The 18,210-nt window shown below is 51.9% G+C and carries 17 protein-coding genes; 13 read left to right on the top strand and 4 right to left on the bottom strand.

The features are described 5' to 3' along the window. Positions 1-342 precede the first annotated feature (342 nt). Positions 343-3,762, bottom strand: a complete 3,420-nt coding sequence (gene rne / locus ACRRUX_RS15645; protein ID WP_432532005.1) for a ribonuclease E — start codon at positions 3,760-3,762, stop codon at positions 343-345. 592 nt (positions 3,763-4,354) lie between these two features. On the opposite strand from rne, the gene rluC reads away from it, so the two are divergent. Both rluC and ACRRUX_RS15655 read left to right on the top strand, forming a co-directional pair. Continuing rightward, positions 4,355-5,320, top strand: coding sequence for a 23S rRNA pseudouridine(955/2504/2580) synthase RluC (gene rluC, locus ACRRUX_RS15650; protein WP_432532007.1), 966 nt, complete (start codon positions 4,355-4,357; stop codon positions 5,318-5,320). 31 nt (positions 5,321-5,351) lie between these two features. Then, positions 5,352-5,999 carry an HAD family hydrolase gene (locus ACRRUX_RS15655; protein ID WP_432532009.1) on the top strand — a complete coding sequence of 216 codons (648 nt, stop codon included), beginning with the start codon at positions 5,352-5,354 and terminating at the stop codon, positions 5,997-5,999. Between the two features lie 186 nt (positions 6,000-6,185). On the opposite strand, the gene ACRRUX_RS15660 is transcribed toward ACRRUX_RS15655, so the two are convergent. After that, positions 6,186-6,773 carry a Maf family protein gene (locus ACRRUX_RS15660; protein ID WP_432532011.1) on the bottom strand — a complete coding sequence of 196 codons (588 nt, stop codon included), beginning with the start codon at positions 6,771-6,773 and terminating at the stop codon, positions 6,186-6,188. A 285-nt stretch (positions 6,774-7,058) separates the two neighbouring features. Between ACRRUX_RS15660 and yceD the strand changes: the two genes are divergently transcribed. From yceD to ACRRUX_RS15715, 11 genes are all read left to right on the top strand, one after another. Continuing rightward, complete coding sequence (gene yceD / locus ACRRUX_RS15665; protein ID WP_432532013.1) at positions 7,059-7,583, top strand: 23S rRNA accumulation protein YceD; 525 nt, start codon at positions 7,059-7,061, stop codon at positions 7,581-7,583. Positions 7,584-7,600: 17 nt separating this feature from the next. Next, positions 7,601-7,771, top strand: a complete 171-nt coding sequence (rpmF, locus tag ACRRUX_RS15670) for a 50S ribosomal protein L32 (protein WP_011760097.1) — start codon at positions 7,601-7,603, stop codon at positions 7,769-7,771. A 14-nt stretch (positions 7,772-7,785) separates the two neighbouring features. Beyond that, entirely contained in the window at positions 7,786-8,814 is a 1,029-nt protein-coding gene (plsX, locus tag ACRRUX_RS15675; RefSeq protein WP_432532016.1) for a phosphate acyltransferase PlsX, read from the top strand. A 9-nt stretch (positions 8,815-8,823) separates the two neighbouring features. Further along, entirely contained in the window at positions 8,824-9,783 is a 960-nt protein-coding gene (locus ACRRUX_RS15680; protein ID WP_432532018.1) for a beta-ketoacyl-ACP synthase III, read from the top strand. A 97-nt stretch (positions 9,784-9,880) separates the two neighbouring features. Then, entirely contained in the window at positions 9,881-10,807 is a 927-nt protein-coding gene (gene fabD, locus ACRRUX_RS15685; protein ID WP_432532020.1) for an ACP S-malonyltransferase, read from the top strand. A gap of 11 nt (positions 10,808-10,818) precedes the next feature. Next, on the top strand, positions 10,819-11,565 hold the full coding sequence (gene fabG, locus ACRRUX_RS15690; protein ID WP_432532022.1) for a 3-oxoacyl-ACP reductase FabG: 747 nt from the start codon (positions 10,819-10,821) through the stop codon (positions 11,563-11,565). Between the two features lie 166 nt (positions 11,566-11,731). Next, the gene (acpP, locus tag ACRRUX_RS15695; protein ID WP_006081231.1) at positions 11,732-11,965 is read left to right on the top strand and encodes an acyl carrier protein; all 234 of its coding nucleotides are present in this window, start codon (positions 11,732-11,734) and stop codon (positions 11,963-11,965) included. A 157-nt stretch (positions 11,966-12,122) separates the two neighbouring features. Beyond that, positions 12,123-13,361 carry a beta-ketoacyl-ACP synthase II gene (gene fabF, locus ACRRUX_RS15700; RefSeq protein WP_432532024.1) on the top strand — a complete coding sequence of 413 codons (1,239 nt, stop codon included), beginning with the start codon at positions 12,123-12,125 and terminating at the stop codon, positions 13,359-13,361. 184 nt (positions 13,362-13,545) lie between these two features. Next, positions 13,546-13,914 carry a hypothetical protein gene (locus tag ACRRUX_RS15705; RefSeq protein WP_432532026.1) on the top strand — a complete coding sequence of 123 codons (369 nt, stop codon included), beginning with the start codon at positions 13,546-13,548 and terminating at the stop codon, positions 13,912-13,914. 112 nt (positions 13,915-14,026) lie between these two features. Continuing rightward, a complete protein-coding gene (locus ACRRUX_RS15710) occupies positions 14,027-14,503 on the top strand; it encodes an acyl-CoA thioesterase (RefSeq protein ID WP_432532028.1) in 477 nt (158 codons plus the stop codon). A 128-nt stretch (positions 14,504-14,631) separates the two neighbouring features. After that, positions 14,632-15,507, top strand: a complete 876-nt coding sequence (locus ACRRUX_RS15715) for an NAD(P)-dependent oxidoreductase (protein WP_432532030.1) — start codon at positions 14,632-14,634, stop codon at positions 15,505-15,507. Between the two features lie 103 nt (positions 15,508-15,610). Here ACRRUX_RS15715 and cdd read toward each other — a convergent pair whose 3' ends face one another. Both cdd and sbcB read right to left on the bottom strand, forming a co-directional pair. Further along, positions 15,611-16,501 carry a cytidine deaminase gene (cdd, locus tag ACRRUX_RS15720; protein ID WP_432532032.1) on the bottom strand — a complete coding sequence of 297 codons (891 nt, stop codon included), beginning with the start codon at positions 16,499-16,501 and terminating at the stop codon, positions 15,611-15,613. A 58-nt stretch (positions 16,502-16,559) separates the two neighbouring features. Further along, on the bottom strand, positions 16,560-17,975 hold the full coding sequence (sbcB, locus tag ACRRUX_RS15725; protein WP_432532034.1) for an exodeoxyribonuclease I: 1,416 nt from the start codon (positions 17,973-17,975) through the stop codon (positions 16,560-16,562). Positions 17,976-18,210: the final 235 nt, after the last annotated feature.

Genomic DNA, 18,210 nt, shown 5'->3' on the forward strand with positions numbered 1-18,210 from the left:
TATACCAACTTCATTACTGAAGTAGGATACCTGACACGCTCACGCTGTGCGGGTTTCAATGCACTTGATACTGTGCCCAGCTGTCTTGGCATAGCAGCACTATGACTTCACCAGCTCGCAAGCCACAAGGATGTGGCGAATGTCATTAACGCACGACTGCTTGGATGCAGGAGGTAGAGCAGCGCAGGAGCAGTTGCCAAGGAGCGGTTAATGACCTTGTTTCAAGCAGATTGAGCTCCTGCTGAAACAGATCAACTATTAAATGAAATTGGCATTATTAGCGGAGGTTAAAAGCAAAAGAGCCATGCAATGCATGGCTCTTGATATCAGCTTTCACTCAGGTTATGGGCGAGCCATATCCGATGTGGCCTGATTGGCATTACTGCGTTGAGCCTGCTCTGCGGTACCCGGCTGGTACTCGCGTCCCTTTGGCGTTTCCACTGTTGAGCGGGTATCAACCTGTGGCTTGGTGGTCTGGGAAGACACCATGCTGCCAAAACGGCTGGTTTGCTTAGATACTGGCACAACGGCTTCCACCTGAGTCTCAGCCATGGCTTGTGTCTGCGTGGCGTCTGCGCTTGCATCCACAGCCGCTGTTTCAGTCACTGCTGGTGCCGCCTGTACCTCAGCCCTGGCACGCTTTGGCATTTGCACTGATGGCTTGGCCATTGGTGCAAAGGCCTGTTTCACTTTAGCCTCTTCGGCATCCACAGGAGCAGAGATTTCTGCAGCGGCTTCAGCTGAGGCCTTGGCAGCCACTTCCGCTTCGGGCTTAGACACGACCTGTTGTTCAGGCTGCTGCTCGGCTTGTGTTTCAGCTTTCGCTTCGGTTTTATCCGCAGCTTCTGTCACGTCAGCGGCCTGCGCTCTGGCTGGCTCAGCTGCTACCTGAACTTCAGTGACAATTTGCTCCGCTTGTGGTGCGGTTTCAATTGCGGCCGGCTTGGTAACCTCTGCAGCAGCTTCAGCTATTACGGCCTGAGGCTGAGCAGCAGCGTTATCTTCTGACGCGACAACTTTCTGAACGTCCGGGACTTTCTGAGGTGCCTGAACATTGACGGCAACCGCGCTGGCAGCAACTTCACCGACATCCGCTTGCAAAGGTTCAGCCTGAAGCTCGGTTTGAGCTTTAGCGCTGTCAGCCTGTGTCTGCTCAGCCTGAGCTGGCTGTTGAACTTCAACCGCGGCAACGACTGGTGCAACTTCGATAATTTCGCTTTGCGCTTCAACTACGGTCACCACCGGCGCTGCGGCTTCAGACTGATCCAGCTCTTCAGTATCAGCTTTGGCTGCGGCTTCCTGCTCGTCACGACGACGGCGTTGACCGGCAGCACGCAGATGACGCGGGCTTCGACGACTGCGACGCTGGCTGTCACGCTGCGGCTTGTCTTCTTCCGCGATCATGTCATCTGATACAGCTTCCACAGAAACAGGGTTGGCCGGTACCAGCTCGTCAGGGGTGTCAGCTGCAAAAGCTTCCTGAGCCGCAGTATTATCCGCGCTTTCCGCGACCGCATTGGTATCCTGTTGAACTTCCGGCTTGCGACGGCGGGATTGATTGCGCTTTGGCTCACGGGGTTCAACCTGAGTCTCGGCCACAACTGCAACTGCTTCAACGCGGGTTTCAGCAGATCCAACAACTTCTTCTGTCGCTGCTGCTGTCACGCCATCTTCAATACGCACTTTACGGCGCATGTTACGACGCTGACGACGCTCGCGAACCACTTCCTGCTTAGGTTGTTTGTCGCTGTCGACGGCTTCGGTCTTGACGTTTTGTTCGACTTCACGCTCTTTTGCTACTGGCTTTTGGCGCTTGTCGTCTTTATTGCGTGCCGGACGCTCAGCGCGTTCCGGACGTTGTTCAACAGTACCTTCAGCCTTTTTGGTTCGACGCTTGTCCTGACCGTTTTCTTGAGTTTTATCAGCATCGGCATTGCGACCGCGACGATTATCATTACGACGGGTACGACGGTTGGCGTTAGTCTGGCCTTTTCTGTCTTGTACATTGCGCTCACGCTTGCCAGACTCTTCCTGCTTGTCGTCGGAAGAGAACAGAGACCCCAATGCCTTGAAGAAGCGACTCAACAGACCTGGCTGCTTGGGTTCTTGCTTGGCGGCCGGTGTCGGGCGGGCGACACTGGGTGCTGGCGTGGCAGCAACTTCAGCATTTTTAGGGGCAGAGAAACCTTTCAGTGCAGGCTCAGCGGCCGCAGCACGTTCCAGCTTGCGGGGCTCATACAGTTTGCGCTCAGGCTGCTCGGTACGCTTGTAGCTGGCTTCCTGGATTTCATCATCTTTGCGGTGACGGATAACCTTGTACTCTGGGGTCATCATGTGCGCGTCAGGGATGACATACACTTCAACACCATGACGCTGCTCAGTGATGCGGATGGCTTTGCGCTTCTCGTTCAGCAGGAAGGCGGCCACATCGACAGGAACAATGGCTTCAATCTGAGAGGTGTTCTCTTTGATCGCTTCTTCTTCCATCAAGCGCAGGATGGACAGCGCCAGCGATTCGGTACCACGAATGGTGCCCTGACCATGACAGCGTGGACACAGATGGGCTGCGGATTCTTCCAGAGATGGACGCAGACGCTGACGGCTCATTTCCATCAGACCAAAGCGAGAAATGCGACCCAGCTGTACGCGGGCGCGGTCCTGATGCACGGCATCACGCAGACGGTTTTCAACTTCGCGCTGGTGACGGGCAGGGGTCATATCGATAAAGTCGATTACCACCAGACCACCCAAGTCGCGCAAGCGCAGCTGACGGGCAATTTCGTCGGCCGCTTCCAGGTTGGTATTCAGTGCAGTCTCTTCGATATCGCCACCCTTGGTTGCGCGGGCAGAGTTGATATCGATGGAGGTCAGCGCTTCGGTTGGGTCGATAACGATAGAGCCGCCTGAAGGCAGACGAACTTCACGCTGGAAGGCAGATTCAATCTGGGATTCGATCTGATAGTGAGTGAACAGCGGCACTTCTGACTTGTACAGGCGCACGCGCTCCACGAAATCAGGACGCACCAGCGCAATGTGTTGCTTGGCGTCTTCATAGATGCGAGGGTGGTCAATCAGAATTTCGCCCACATCGCGGCGCAGATAGTCGCGAATAGCGCGCACGATCACATTGCTTTCCTGATGGATTAGAAATGGAGCAGGACGGCTTTCTGCGGCTTCTTTGATGGCAGCCCAGTGATGTTGCAGGACGTTCAAATCCCACTTCAGTTCAGATGCTTCTTTGCCTACACCGGCAGTACGCACAATCAGACCCATCCCCTGTGGCACTTCCAGCGCGGACATGGCTTCTTTCAGCTCAGTACGCTCATCACCTTCAATGCGACGGCTGATACCGCCGGCACGTGGGTTGTTGGGCATCAGCACCAGATAAGATCCGGCCAGACTGATAAAGGTGGTCAGGGCTGCGCCCTTGTTGCCACGCTCTTCTTTATCTATCTGAACGATAACTTCCTGGCCTTCCTGAACCACTTCTTTGATATTGGGGCGACCCTGGAAGGAATATCCTTTGGGGAAGTATTCGCGGGCAATTTCTTTCAGTGGGAGGAAGCCGTGACGCTCAGCGCCATAATCGACGAAAGCGGCTTCAAGGGAGGGTTCTACGCGGGTAATTTTACCTTTGTAAATGTTGGCTTTTTTCTGCTCATGACCAGGGCTTTCGATATCCAGATCATACAGTTGCTGCCCATCAACGAGGGCAACGCGCAACTCTTCCGATTGAGTTGCATTGATTAACATACGTTTCATGATGACGTCATTCTTCTATGGAATGTCATCAGTAACGCCATTCGCTGCATTACGGGCCTGCGGTATGTGGTGCAGCAGCCTCACGGCTGGTCAGCAGGCAAGGGGGAGCGCATTTCTGTAAGACGCATCTCTGCGTGTCGCATCCAATTTATGGCTTATTTTCAAGTAAATACAAAAACAAGGAATTCGTTGTAAAACGTCAACCAACCCCATAAATTTTTATTGATTCCGTTAATGCCGAAGTCGATACGCGTTGTCTGACGACCGGTTAACATTTTATTCGAGTTCGGTGCGGTTTGTGAGCAAATGTCTAACTGCAAACGGCAGTCTCAATCCGGTTTAACCTAAAAACTTGTATTTTCTCTAAATTTACCTTTTTCAAGGTTTGCAAATCAGTGATTTGCGACCAGAGATGAGTTTTATTGATTTGCTGGCAACTCGCTGATGAATGGAGCATTTTTTACCGGCACCCGGCGCGGACTTTGCCCATTCGTCGGTGAAATATAGCAACAATCAAAAAAATCAGCAATGGAAAGCCGCAAAAGTTAGCGCCCTGATGTACAATGGCGCCACGCAATTGAAGTGGTTCCCCATGAAGACAGAACAATCCCAACAGCAAGTACGGATGATCACTATAGACGAAGATCATGCCGGCCAGCGCATTGACAATTTCCTGATGACCCTGTTGAAAGGAGTGCCCAAGAGCATGGTGTATCGCATCGTGCGCAAAGGGGAAGTCCGGGTCAACAAAAAGCGTATTAAGCCTGAATACAAACTGCAGATGGATGATCAGGTGCGTATTCCTCCTGTGCGTGTTGCCGAGCGCGACGATCGTAAAGCGCCGTCAGCGGGACTTAACCGGGTGTCTCAGCTGAAGGACAGAATTCTGTTTGAAGATAAGCATCTGATCGTGATCAACAAACCGGCCGGTATTGCCGTGCATGGCGGCAGCGGTGTCGACTATGGGGTGATTGAAGCGCTGCGCGTGCTGTATCCGGAGCAAAAGTTTCTGGAGCTGGTCCATCGCCTCGATAAAGACACCTCCGGGGTATTGCTGGTCGCCAAGAAGCGCAGCGCGCTGAAGCACATGCATGATCAGCTGCGTCAGAAAAAAATGCAGAAGGACTATCAGGCACTGGTGCGTGGCAGCTGGCAGGAGCACGACAAAGTGGTGAAAGCGCCACTGCTCAAACTGACCCTCAAGTCAGGTGAGCGTATTGTCCGGGTGAATAAAGAAGGCAAGCCGTCAGAAACCCGCTTTAAAGTGATGCAGCGCTACCATGGTGCAACCCTGGTGCAGGCAAGCCCGATTACTGGCCGAACCCACCAGATCCGTGTCCATTGTCAATATGCCGGTCATCCGATTGCCTGTGATGACAAATACAGCGAGCAGAAATTTGATGACAGTATGCGAGAGCTGGGGCTGGAGCGTTTGTTCCTGCATGCCGCGCAGCTGAAGTTTATCCATCCTGAGACCGAAGAGTACATGACGGTACAGGCACCATTGGATGACAATCTGCAGCATACCCTGACCAAATTGACCAAAACCGGCAGTTGAAAGCGCGGGAGTAGCGGGAGTAAATGACAGGATGAGCAGGGACAGCCGTTATCAACTGGTGATTTTCGACTGGGATGGCACCTTGATGAACTCGGTGCCTAAAATCGTGGCCTGTGTACAGGCGATGGCGACTGAGTATCAGTTGCCGGTACCGGCAGAAACGGCCATTCGTCAGGTGATAGGCTATTCACTGGACGAGGCCTTGTACCGTCTGTTTGGTGACGCTATTCAAGGCGCTGCGCTGACAGCGGGGTACCGCCGGCACTATCTGCAGTTGGATGCCAGCCCCAGTCCGTTGTTTGATGGAGTTGAGCAGTTGCTCGACACCATCAACAACAGAGGCATCAAAATGGCGGTGGCCACCGGCAAAGGCAGGGACGGGCTTGACCGTTTGCTGACGCAGACCCGGCTGACATCCTTGTTTGCTGCCAGCCGCTGCGCAGACGAAACGGCCAGCAAGCCGGATCCCTTAATGCTCAAGCAAATTCTTGCTGAATTGGACGTGCCTGTCAGCAGCGCGCTGATGGTGGGAGATGCTTTGATGGACCTGCATATGGCCAATCATTTGGGAATGGATGCAATAGGTGTCAGTTACGGGGCATTCACTGTTCCTCAGCTACGAAGCGCCTCACCCAAAGCGATCATTGACCGCCCATTGGATTTGCTGCAGTTCCTTTAGCCAACATCTGATTACCGTTGGCGCTGAGCTTGACTTGCTGGGCATATATCGCGCCGGCAAAAATGGGCTCAGCGCGCCAATAAATAGGTCTGACAAGCTAGACCTGTTTTTGGTACTTTCCTTTATCCCCTCTTTGTTGCTGCCGGAACAGAACGTGACCAGGGGCCTGTAAGTGGTGACTTGGTCTCATCCAGGAATCTTTATACCCAGTTGTCTTAAATACTGACACAAGAGAATTAATGGCAATCCCACGAGAGTATTGGGATCGCGCCCTTCAAGTCGGTCAAACAGGCAGATCCCCAGTCCTTCACTTTTAAAACTGCCGGCGCAGTACCAAGGCTGCTCTGCATCAACATAAGCGGTTATCTCTGCCAGGTTTAAGTCGCGAAACGTCACATGAAAGGGCTCAATGTCGGCCAGCATAGTGCTGCTTTCGGTATGGTATACCGCAAGTCCTGTATAGAAGGTGATGGTCTTGCCACTCTGGGCACTGAGCTGGGCGATGGCGCCTTCTCTGCTGTGTGGCTTACCTATTATTTGGCCATCCACCACAGCAACCTGATCAGATCCAATAATGATCCCCTGATGGATATCAGCAACCGCCAGTGCTTTGGCTTTGGCAAGACGCAGCACAAGTTGCTGCGCGGACTCTTGGGCTAGCGGAGTTTCATCGGTGGCCGGAGAACTGGTAATAAAAGGCAGGCCCAATTTGGCGAGCAATGATTGGCGAAAGGGTGAGGTGGACGCCAGCACTATTTGGCAATGAGGTGACATAATGATCGTACTGTTGTGAAAATTGGCTGCAATTGTGCGATCAATGCAGCGATTTACGCAAGGCTGGTTTACCTGAAGCGGTCAGTGGCGTAAATTCATGACAGAAGGCACCGTAAGCGCTCTTATTTTGTACTTATGGTGCTTGTCTGGATGCGGGGGCTTGGGTAAAATTTCGCGTCCGCCAATCCTGGGGTCGGCGGACTACTGCCTGAACGCGCAGCAATGCGTGTCCGGGCGAATTTTTTCTTTGACTCCGACGTTTTCAAACTATAATATGCGCGCCTTATGCAAACAGTAAAGATACCGGTCTCGATTGATCCTGTTCGTGCGGCCCAGTCTCGCTCCAATTATGAGGGCGTTGTACCAGGCAAGCAGCTCAAGCGATTAAATGAGTTATGTGCCGGCGACTGTTCCGATGTGACTGTGTCACTGGAATGTGGTGTTGACCTGCAGGGGATAGTCTACCTGAAAGGGAAGGCTGTGACGGAGCTCACTCTGATATGTCAACGTTGCATGACACAATTTACCACTGAGGTTACGGTCGACTTTTGTTACAGTCCTTGTCGGACTGAGGCAGAAATCGATGAGCTCCCGGATGCGTATGACCCGATTGAGTGTAATGAAATCGGTGAATTACGTCTGCATCAATTGATCGAAGATGAGTTGATCTTGGCCATTCCTTTAATCCCAGTGCATGACGATGAGAATTGCAATATGGGCAGCCAGGATGTGGTGGTAGGCGAAATTGACCTCACTCAAGAGGAGCGTCCAAATCCGTTTGCAGTGTTAGAAAAACTGAAGAGCAAGTAATCTAGGAGACAGGTCCAATGGCTGTACAACAGAATAAAAAATCTCGTTCTAAGCGTGGTATGCGCCGTTCACACGACGCGCTGAGCACTGCTCAGCTGTCTGTAGACGCTACCAGTGGTGAACTGCATCTGCGTCACAACGTGACTGCTGATGGCTACTACCGTGGCAAAAAGGTAATCAACAAGTAATTGTTGCTTAGCTTATGACAAATCTGACGCTCGCGTTGGATGTGATGGGTGGCGACCACGGCCCCCATGTCACAGTGCCTGCAGCTTTGCAGGCACTGACAATTCAACCAAACCTCAATCTCATTTTGGTCGGCGATAAGACCAAAATCGAGCCGCTGCTGCAATCGGCTGAACCAAGCCAACTTGCCCGAATTGAACTCGTTCACACCACTGAGATGGTGCAAATGAACGATCGCCCTATTCATGCCCTCAGACGGTACAAACAAAGCTCAATGCGCTTGGCGATCGAAGCCGTGCGTGAAGGTAAAGCGGATGCCTGTGTCAGTGCCGGAAATACCGGTGCGCTGATGGCGCTTGCCAAAGTGCTGCTTAAGACACTGCCTGGTGTCGATAGGCCTGCGTTGGTCAGCAGTTTGCCGACCTCAAAAGGTAATCCTTCATATCTGCTGGATTTGGGCGCGAATGTTGCTTGTGATGCGGAGGCGTTGTTCCAGTTCGCCGTAATGGGCTCAGTGCTGTTTGAAACCGTTGAAAAACGTCAGCGTCCGAGGGTGGCATTGCTGAATGTCGGCAATGAAGAGATCAAAGGCAATGACAATGTGCAACAGGCGGCACAATATCTCCAGGATACCCCGCAGCTAAACTATGTTGGCTATATCGAAGGGGATGAGATCTATACAGGTAATGTAGATGTCATCGTCTGTGATGGCTTTGTGGGCAATATCACGCTGAAAACCTCCGAAGGGATTGCCAGACTTCTGGTACATCAATTAAAAAAGGGACTGACAGAAGGCTTTATCGTACGTTTCCTCGCCAGACTAATTGCGCCGAGAATTCAAAAAGTTCTCAGCCAGATGAACCCCGACCAGTATAACGGTGCAAGTCTGATAGGATTGCGCGGAATAGTCGTGAAGAGCCATGGTAACGCCGATCAGGAAGCTTATCTGCAAGCCATTTGTCTTGCGGTAACCGAGGCACAACGTCGACTCCCTGAAATGATAAAAGATCGTTTAGAGTCGATTCTTTTAGATATAAACAGCTGATTTCTCCTTATGTATACAAAAATTCTTGGTACCGGCAGCTATCTGCCGGCGCAGGTGCGCAGTAATCAGGATCTGGAAAAAATGGTGGAAACCAGTGACCAGTGGATTGTTGAACGTACCGGGATCTCTGAACGTCGTATTGCCGGCAGTGAAGAGTCCGTTTCCACCATGGGTTACGAAGCTGCATGCAAGGCGCTGGAGATGGCCGGCATCGAGGCCAGTGAGCTGGATATGATTATTGTCGGTACCACCAGTGCCGACAACGCGTTTCCTGCAGCGGCCTGTGAAATTCAGGCCAAGCTGGGTGTAACCACCATTCCCGCATTTGATATCTCCGCAGCCTGCTCAGGTTTTGTTTATGCACTGTCAATTGCTGATCAGTTCGTCAAAACCGGTGCCGCCCAAAAAGTGCTGGTGATTGGCGCTGATGTGCTGTCACGCTTTTGCCAACCGGAAGACAGAACCACTGTGATTCTGTTTGGCGATGGCGCCGGTGCGGCTGTTGTGGGCACCAGTGACGAGCCAGGGATCCTGAACACCCATATCTATGCCGATGGCCGTTACGCTGATCTGCTCAAATGTCCTATGCCGTCCCGTGGGCTGGATAAAGAAGACGTCAATAACTTCATTACCATGAAGGGTAATGACGTGTTCAAAGTCGCTGTGACTCAGTTGTCCCATGTGGTGACTGAAACCCTGCGACTGAACAACATTGATAAAAGCGAAATTGATTGGCTGGTCCCTCACCAGGCCAACTACCGTATTATTGCCGCCACCGCTAAAAAACTCAGTATGAGTATGGATAAAGTGGTGGTCACCCTGGCCAAACATGGCAACACCTCTGCTGCATCTGTGCCGATTGCGCTGGATGAGGCTGTGCGTGATGGCCGCATCCAAAGGGGGCAGCTGTTGCTGCTGGAAGCCTTTGGTGCCGGTTTTGCCTGGGGCAGTGCGCTGGTTCGCTTCTGAATCGACAACAAAAAAATCGAGGGCTGGCAAACTGTCAGCCCCATATCACTGAACTTTGGCGTTTGCTGTTGCAAGCGCGTCCTGAAGGTGAATATTTATGGAAAAGACTGCATTTGTGTTTCCTGGGCAGGGTTCCCAGGCTGTAGGCATGCTGGCCGATTTGGCCGCAGAGCACGGGATTGTTAAGGCGACTTTCGCTGAGGCCAGCGATGTGCTGGGTTACGATCTGTGGGCTTTGGTGCAGGAAGGTCCTGCAGAAAAACTGAATGAAACCGACAAGACTCAGCCAGCGCTGCTGACTGCCAGTGTCGCGATCTGGCGTGTTTATCAGGCCAGTGGCAAACCAGCTCCAGCCGTGATGGCGGGCCACAGTCTGGGGGAATACTCTGCACTGGTATGTGCCGGTGTGATCGATTTCAAAGATGCGGTCAAGCTGGTTGAACTGCGTGGTCAGTTGATGCAACAGGCCGTGCCTGCCGGTACCGGTGCCATGTATGCCATCATCGGTCTGGATAACGACACCATCGCCCAAGTTTGTGAAGAATCCGCTCAGGGTGAAGTGGTTAGCCCGGTGAACTACAACAGTCCTGGTCAGGTGGTGATTGCCGGTGCCAAGGACGCAGTTGAACGTGCAGCTGCCGCCTGTAAAGAGGCTGGCGCCAAGATGGCTGTTGCACTGCCTGTCAGCGTGCCTTCTCATTGCGCGCTGATGAAACCAGCTGCTGACAAGCTGGCTGTAGCTTTGGAAGCCGTAACTTTCAATGAGCCACAGATCACAGTGATCAACAATGTTGATGTGGCCAGCCCAACGGCGGCAGCGGATATCAAAGATGCGCTGGTGCGTCAGCTGTATTGCCCGGTGCGCTGGACCGAAACTGTCGAGAGCATGGCAGCGGCCGGCGTTGAAGAGCTGGTTGAAGTGGGCCCGGGTAAAGTGCTGACCGGACTTGCCAAACGCATTAATCGCAGTTTGACCGCCAAGGCGGCTAACGATGTGGCATCGGTTGCCGCATTGACCGAATAAAGGAGTATGACATGAGTATTTCTCTGGATTTGACCGGCAAAGTGGCCCTGGTAACCGGTGCCAGCCGTGGTATTGGCAAAGCAATTGCCACCACTTTGGCTCAGGCGGGGGCAACTGTCGTGGGCACTGCCACCAGTGAGAAGGGCGCTGCCGCAATCAGTGAATATTTGGGCGAACAGGGTTTTGGTTTGGTTTTGAACGTCACCTGCAGCGATTCAGTGGCGCAAATGTACGCCGATATCAAAGCTCGAGCCGGTGATGTCGACATTCTGGTGAACAACGCCGGGATCACTAAAGACAACCTGTTTATGCGCATGAAAGATGAAGAGTGGACCGACATCATTGACACCAATCTGACTTCTTTGTTCCGCCTGTCCAAGCCTGTGATGCGCAGCATGATGAAGAAGCGTTTTGGGCGCATCATCAATATTGGTTCAGTTGTGGGTTCCATGGGCAATCCCGGACAGGTAAACTACTGTGCTGCCAAAGCGGGTCTGGTGGGTTTTACCAAATCTCTGGCTAAAGAGGTTGCATCCCGTCAGATTACAGTGAATGCTATTGCTCCTGGATTTATCCAGACCGATATGACGGATGAGCTGACCGCAGAGCAGCAGCAGGCCATCATGTCGCAGGTACCAATGGAGCGCCTGGGTCAGGCTCAGGAAATCGCTAATGCGGTGGTGTTTTTGGCATCAGATACAGCTGCTTACATCACAGGGGAAACCTTGCATGTAAACGGCGGCATGTATATGGTTTAATGGCAAAAACCCAGGGAATTTGCCGCGTTTGAGTGGGATAAATCGCTGCAATTCAAGGCCGTGACTCGTGGTTAGACCACAAAAACGGGACTTGCATTGTCAGCCAAATCGAATAAACTACTCGCAATCTTACGCAAGTGCGTAATTTGAATAGGAAAGAAAACTAATGAGCAACATCGAAGAACGTGTAAAGAAAATCATTGTAGAGCAACTGGGCGTTAAAGAAGAAGACGTGAAGCCAGCGGCCTCTTTCGTTGACGATCTGGGTGCCGATTCTCTGGACACTGTTGAGTTGGTAATGGCTCTGGAAGAAGAGTTTGATACTGAGATCCCTGACGAAGAAGCTGAAAAGATCACTACCGTTCAGGCTGCGATCGATTACGTTTCCAAGAATCAGTAATCAGAATTCCTGAAAACAGGCGGCAATATGCCGCCTGTTTTTGTTTAAAGCTTAATCCACGATTCTGTCTACAAAGCTCGGTAAGCTGAGGTAGGAAACGACCTGGTCCCTGGAGGGGACGCCGGGTGACGGAATAGAGTTAAAGAAGGTAAATACAGTGACTAAACGTCGTGTCGTGATTACCGGCTTGGGTCTGGTGACTCCGGTTGGCAACACAGTTGATTCTACCTGGAAAGCCTTGCTGGACGGCAAGAGCGGTATCGCCCCCATTACCAAATTCGATGCCAGTGAGTTTGGTACCCGCATCAGTGGCTCAGTCAAGGATTTTGACGTAGAGCAGTATCTGTCCAAAAAAGATGCCCGCAAAATGGACCTGTTCATTCAGTACGGTATCGCCGCTGGTGTGCAGGCGCTGAAAGATTCGGGTCTTGAGCTGGACAAGCTGGATCTGAGTCGTGCCGGTACTGCAATCGGTGCCGGTATGGGCGGGATGTGGCTGATTGAACAGAACCATACTGCTTATATGAACGGTGGTGCCCGCAAGATTTCTCCATTCTTTGTACCCAGCACCATTATCAATATGGTCGCGGGTCATCTGTCCATCATGTACGGTCTGCGTGGCCCTAACTTTGCTGTGACGACTGCCTGTACCACGGGTGTGCACAACATTGGTTTTGCTGCCCGCACTATCGCCTATGGCGATGCTGACGTGATGGTTGCCGGTGGGGCAGAAGATGTCACCAGCCCGATGGGTGTGGGGGGCTTCTCCGCCGCCAAGGCGCTGTCTACCCGCAATGATGCGCCAGAGCAGGCCAGTCGCCCTTGGGATAAGGACCGTGATGGTTTCGTGATTGGTGATGGCGCGGGGGTCATGGTGCTGGAAGAATATGAACATGCCAAAGCCCGTGGTGCGACCATTTATGGCGAGCTGGTTGGTTTTGGTATGAGTGGCGATGCCTTCCACATGACATCGCCTCCAAGTGATGGCAGCGGTGGGGCACTGGCGATGGAAAATGCTATCAAAGATGCCGGTATTGCCAAAGAGTCCGTGGGTTATATCAATGCACACGGTACCTCTACACCTGCCGGCGATAAAGCCGAAGCAGCGGGAATGAAAACGGTATTTGGCGATCATGCTTACAAGCTGATGGTCAGTTCAACTAAGTCAATGACTGGCCACCTGCTGGGTGCCGCCGGTGCCGTGGAAGCGATTTTCACTGTGCTGGCGCTGAAAGATCAGGCCGTGCCGCCAACCATCAACCTGGATAACCCGGACGAAGGTTGCGATTTGGACTTTGTGCCTCACACCGCCCGCCAGGCAAAGCTGGACTACGCACTGTGTAACTCTTTCGGCTTTGGTGGCACCAACGGCTCATTGCTGTTCAAGAAAGTCTGATATCAAGATACTTGAAAAGCGCCCTTCCGGGCGCTTTTTTTATGGGCGAATGAGGCAATTGTTACACCAATAAACAAAAAATAATTCCTGATGAATCAATGGTTAAGCTTTATTCATAATGAGCTGTAATCAATCGATAGCTGCAATAATGCGGCTATTGAGTTTTTACAGGAATTGTTCACCTATGCTTAACCTGCTTTTGTTGCCACTGGTCACAGTGACCGGTGCGGTAACAGCCAATTTGACTGATTTTGTTCGGGGCGAGGCCACTGAATATCATAAAGACCTTAACCCGGATACACTGACGTTTTATCTTGCCGTGGGTGCCTATATTCTGGTGTGGTTTGGGTTGTTGGTAAGCGGCATTGAATTGACCGCCGCCAGTGGTCTAGCCAGTGGTATTGAGTATATCGGGCTGTTTGTCGCCGGATTGGTTGCTTACATGCTGTTTAAAGGTGGACGCTTCTTATCCAATTCTGCACAAATGTGGGTGTGGAGACTGTCTTTCCCGCTGGTGCTCCTGACTTCTGCACTGGCGATTTATCTGAGCTAATGCTCAGAGTTTGAGCTGACGAATCAAGGTGTTGATATATTACTGTGTACCTCGTCTCATCTGACTTAAGCTATAGTGATAAAGTAAGTCCTTATACGACGGAATACAGAATATGACAGACAGGCAACGGGATATTACCCTCAGATTTCTGGCTGAACCTGCGGATGTGAATTTTGGTGGCAAAGTTCACGGTGGCGCGGTAATGAAGTGGATCGATCTTGCTGCTTATGCCTGCGCTGCGGGTTGGAGTGGTAAGTACTGTATTACTGCTTACGCTGGTGGTATTCGTTTTGTGAAGCCCATTTTAGTGGGCAGTCTGGTTGAGGTCAGTGCCAAGGTGATATACACAGGTCGTACGTCGATGCATTTGGGTATCGATGTCAGAGCCGGTGATCCCAAGAATCAACTGCGTCAGCTGACGACACATTGTGTGGTGATTATGGTGGCGGTTGACGATGATGGTCAGCCTACAGACGTACCCGAATGGATCCCACAAACGCCGGAAGATATAGCATTACGCGATTCGGCTATTCGCTTGATGGAAATGCGCAAAAAAATCACCAATGAGATGGAAGCCCATATCAAGTAGAGTGGTGATTTATTCAGCCCAAAAGGTGCCTTATGGCACCTTTTTTGGTTTCTGAGGTTCCATGTTAAACTGCCGCAAATACAAAGAGTTTGACGACAATCGTCGAAACTGTACCCGGAGATAACAAGATGGCTAAAGTCGCATTTATTGGTTTGGGAGTAATGGGATACCCCATGGCCGGACATCTGCACAAGCAGGGGCATGACGTCACAGTTTACAATCGCACTGTCGCAAAAGCACAGCGTTGGGTGAACGAGTTCGGAGGCCAATATGGTATAACGCCAGCACAGGCTGCGGCCAATGCCGAGTTTATTTTTACCTGCGTGGGTAATGATGATGATTTACGTCAGGTGGTGCTCGGTGAGCAGGGCATTATCTCTGCCATTACTCAGGGGGCCATTCTGATCGATAACACCACTACCTCAGCCGAGGTCGCCCGTGAACTCAGTCTGGCACTCAAGGCCAAAGGCGCGTCATTTCTGGATGCGCCGGTATCCGGTGGACAGGCTGGTGCAGAAAATGGTGTGCTGACCGTGATGGTCGGTGGTGAGCCAGAGACGTTTGAGCGCGCCAAACCTGTAATTAATGCTTTTTCCCGTTGCTGTGAACTGATGGGCGAGGTTGGCAGTGGCCAGCTCACCAAGATGGTTAATCAAATCTGTATTGCCGGTGTTGTGCAAGGGCTTGCCGAAGGCCTGCATTTTGCCCGCAGTGCTGGTCTTGATGGCGAAAAAGTGGTGGAGGTGATCAGCAAAGGCGCCGCCCAGAGCTGGCAGATGGAAAATCGCTACAAAACCATGTGGGGTGGAAAGTATGATTTTGGTTTTGCTATCGACTGGATGCGCAAGGATTTGGGCATAGCGCTTGATGAAGCCCGTCGCAATGGCTCACACCTGCCGTTGGCTGCTTTGGTTGACCAGTTCTATTCTGAGGTACAGGGCATGGGCGGCAATCGTTGGGACACCTCGAGCCTGATGGCGCGATTGGAGAAAAACCGGCGCTAATAGGCTGCCGGATGCTCGCACTCACAGAAAGGACAGCCTGGGCTGTCCTTTTCTATTTTCAGGCCGTTCAGCAGATGAGCAAAACGCTGCTATCCAAAACCATTTAGCAGGGCTCGGCAATCACATGTTCCAGCTGGACATCCGCTACGGCACTCAACGCTGCCAATGAGGCGTTAGCCAATGAAATCTGACCCGCGGACGACTCCAGCAGTACGACCCGCTCAATGGCTTCAAATCCCAGGTTGTGACGCAGCAGTTCTCCTAATGCCATTTGCAGCGGTAACATGGAAGGGTTGAATGCCGCATTTTCAGCATAACGGCCGACAAACACCCGTCCATCGTCGGTTTCGAGAGCCACCGCGGCATGATTGCCGGTATAAGGCGCATAACTCTGATTGGCCTGATCCAGTGCTTCGATAAGCAGTGGATCATCTGTCTCCAATGCCAGTTCAACCTGCTGAGGCGCCAGCAAGGGAGCCGAGATATTCAAGTCTTTCGGGCCAAAAGCGTAGGGCAGATAGTGCGCCAGTGGTGCAGTTGGCTGGCCGGGCAGGTGAATACATATCTCACTGCCTTTGACCAACTCATTGATAAACTGGCGGCAATGGCCACAGGGGGAGGCGTTGACAACAATATCCTGGATACCGCGCTCGCCTTTTAACCAGGCATGACTGATGGCGTTCTGCTCGGCGTGTACCGCCTGTCCGAGTGCTTCCCCCGGCAGTTCCATATTGGCGCCCATATAAGCATCACCTGAGGCGCCAATGGCAATGGCACCGACATAGAAATGACTGATAGGTGGACTGGCCAGCGCTGCGGCGATAGGCAGCAGTGCCAGCAGCAACTGTTGTTTGTCCATTGCTGATTCTGTTGCCAGCATGCTCAGTTGGTCGTTGGAGAGATGTCCGGAAAAATGTTCACCCAACAACGGGATGAGCGGGGTTGCCAGGGATTCTGGTATCAGGCTGACTGCCCCGATAAATCTGTCTTGCATTGCCCTTGTCCTTAAAAAAGATAACTGCTTAAAAATATGACTGAATTACACAACGTCACTACAGGGACTGAAGATACTGCACCAGGGCTCGCAGCAGTTTTTGCTTGTGCTCGTCGTTGGCGGTTTCTTCCAGCAGGTTTTCAAGTTTGATGACATAGTCAGGATCCGATGACAGCCGCTGCTGACAGAATTCACGCCAGCGCAGTGATTCCTGATGGTCAAGAGTCTCCGGGTAGTTTCTGGCCCGGAAGCGGAACAGCATCTCTTTGATACGGGGATCATCAAACTGTAAATCCAGTGCCGCCAGATTTTGCGGTGCAGTATTGCGGATAATATCCATTTTGGTTTTGTCGGCGTGACTGAAAAAACCACCTGAGTAGAGCATCAAATCCGGATCGGATTCATTGGATTCATAACCCTCTTCGAACAAGGCGATCAGTTTCTGTCTCAGCTCGGGATGCTGCTTCAACAATTTATACTGCTCTCTGGCAAAGGCCTTATCAAATCCCAATCGCGCGGCATTTTCATCGCTCAGCGACCTGGCGGTGGCAACGAATGGACATTTATTCAAATGCACCTGCTTTACAGGAATGGGCAATTCATCATCGGCCAGGTCTCTACGTGGGGTGTACATGCGCTCGCGGATTGTGTCGACGTCCAACGCCAGTAAGGGGGAGAGATCCATCGCCAGATTCACACAAATAATGGCATTCTTGTTGTCCGGGTGATGTGCAACCGGAGCTATCAGCGTCGCGCAGCCGTTTGCCGCACTGATTTTACTGCTGATATGCATCACCGGCTGCATGTTCAGCACATCCAGATGTTTGGCGACTTCCTGTTTACGACGGAGACCAAAGTAGTAATCAAACAGCTTGGGCTGCCTTTCTTTGATGAGTTTGGCCATCGCGATGGTGGCATACACATCTGACATGGCATCGTGGGCTTTTTCATGGGAGAGGCCATTGGCAGCAGTCAGGTGCTCAAGCTTGAAAGATGGCGTGCCATCTTCCTTGGTTGGCCAGTTAATGCCTTCCGGGCGCAGGGCATAGCAAGCGCGCACCAGATCAATCAAATCCCAGCGTGAATTACCTTGTTGCCATTCACGGGCATAAGGATCGATAAAATTGCGGTAGAAACCGTACCGGCTCACCTCATCATCGAAGCGCAGCGAGTTATAACCCACTACACAGGTATTGGGCTGGCTGAACAGGGCATTGATGCGCCCCATAAATTCACTTTCCGGCACACCTTTTATATTGGCCAGTTGTGGCGTAATGCCGGTAATTAAAATCGCTTCGGGAGATGGCAGATAGTCCGGAGCCAAACGGCAATAAAAAGTTTCTTCTTCACCGATGATGTTCAAATCAGCATCGGTACGGATCCCGGCAAACTGTGACGGTCTGTCCTTGGCCGGACTGGCACCGAAGGTTTCGTAATCGTGCCAAAAGAATGTGGGTTGAGCGAATGTATTCATCAGTTGCCTGTATCTGGCCGGTTACTTTGGCCGTAATTTTCGGATAGCTGATACTCTCCCTAAAAAGAATATGTGCAGCGGGAAGGTTATCAACGCCATAGATGTCAGCAGCATAGCATGAAATTGTGGCTTGAAGGGATTGCAGAGGGGCGGAAAGGGGGACTGGCTGGCGTTAAACTATACAACTGGTCTGTTTGGAAAAACTGCCGCGCGGATAAGTCGTCATCTTGGTGTA

Origin of the sequence: Shewanella sp. GXUN23E (assembly GCF_050865035.1) — a bacterium.
Lineage (GTDB): Bacteria > Pseudomonadota > Gammaproteobacteria > Enterobacterales > Shewanellaceae > Shewanella.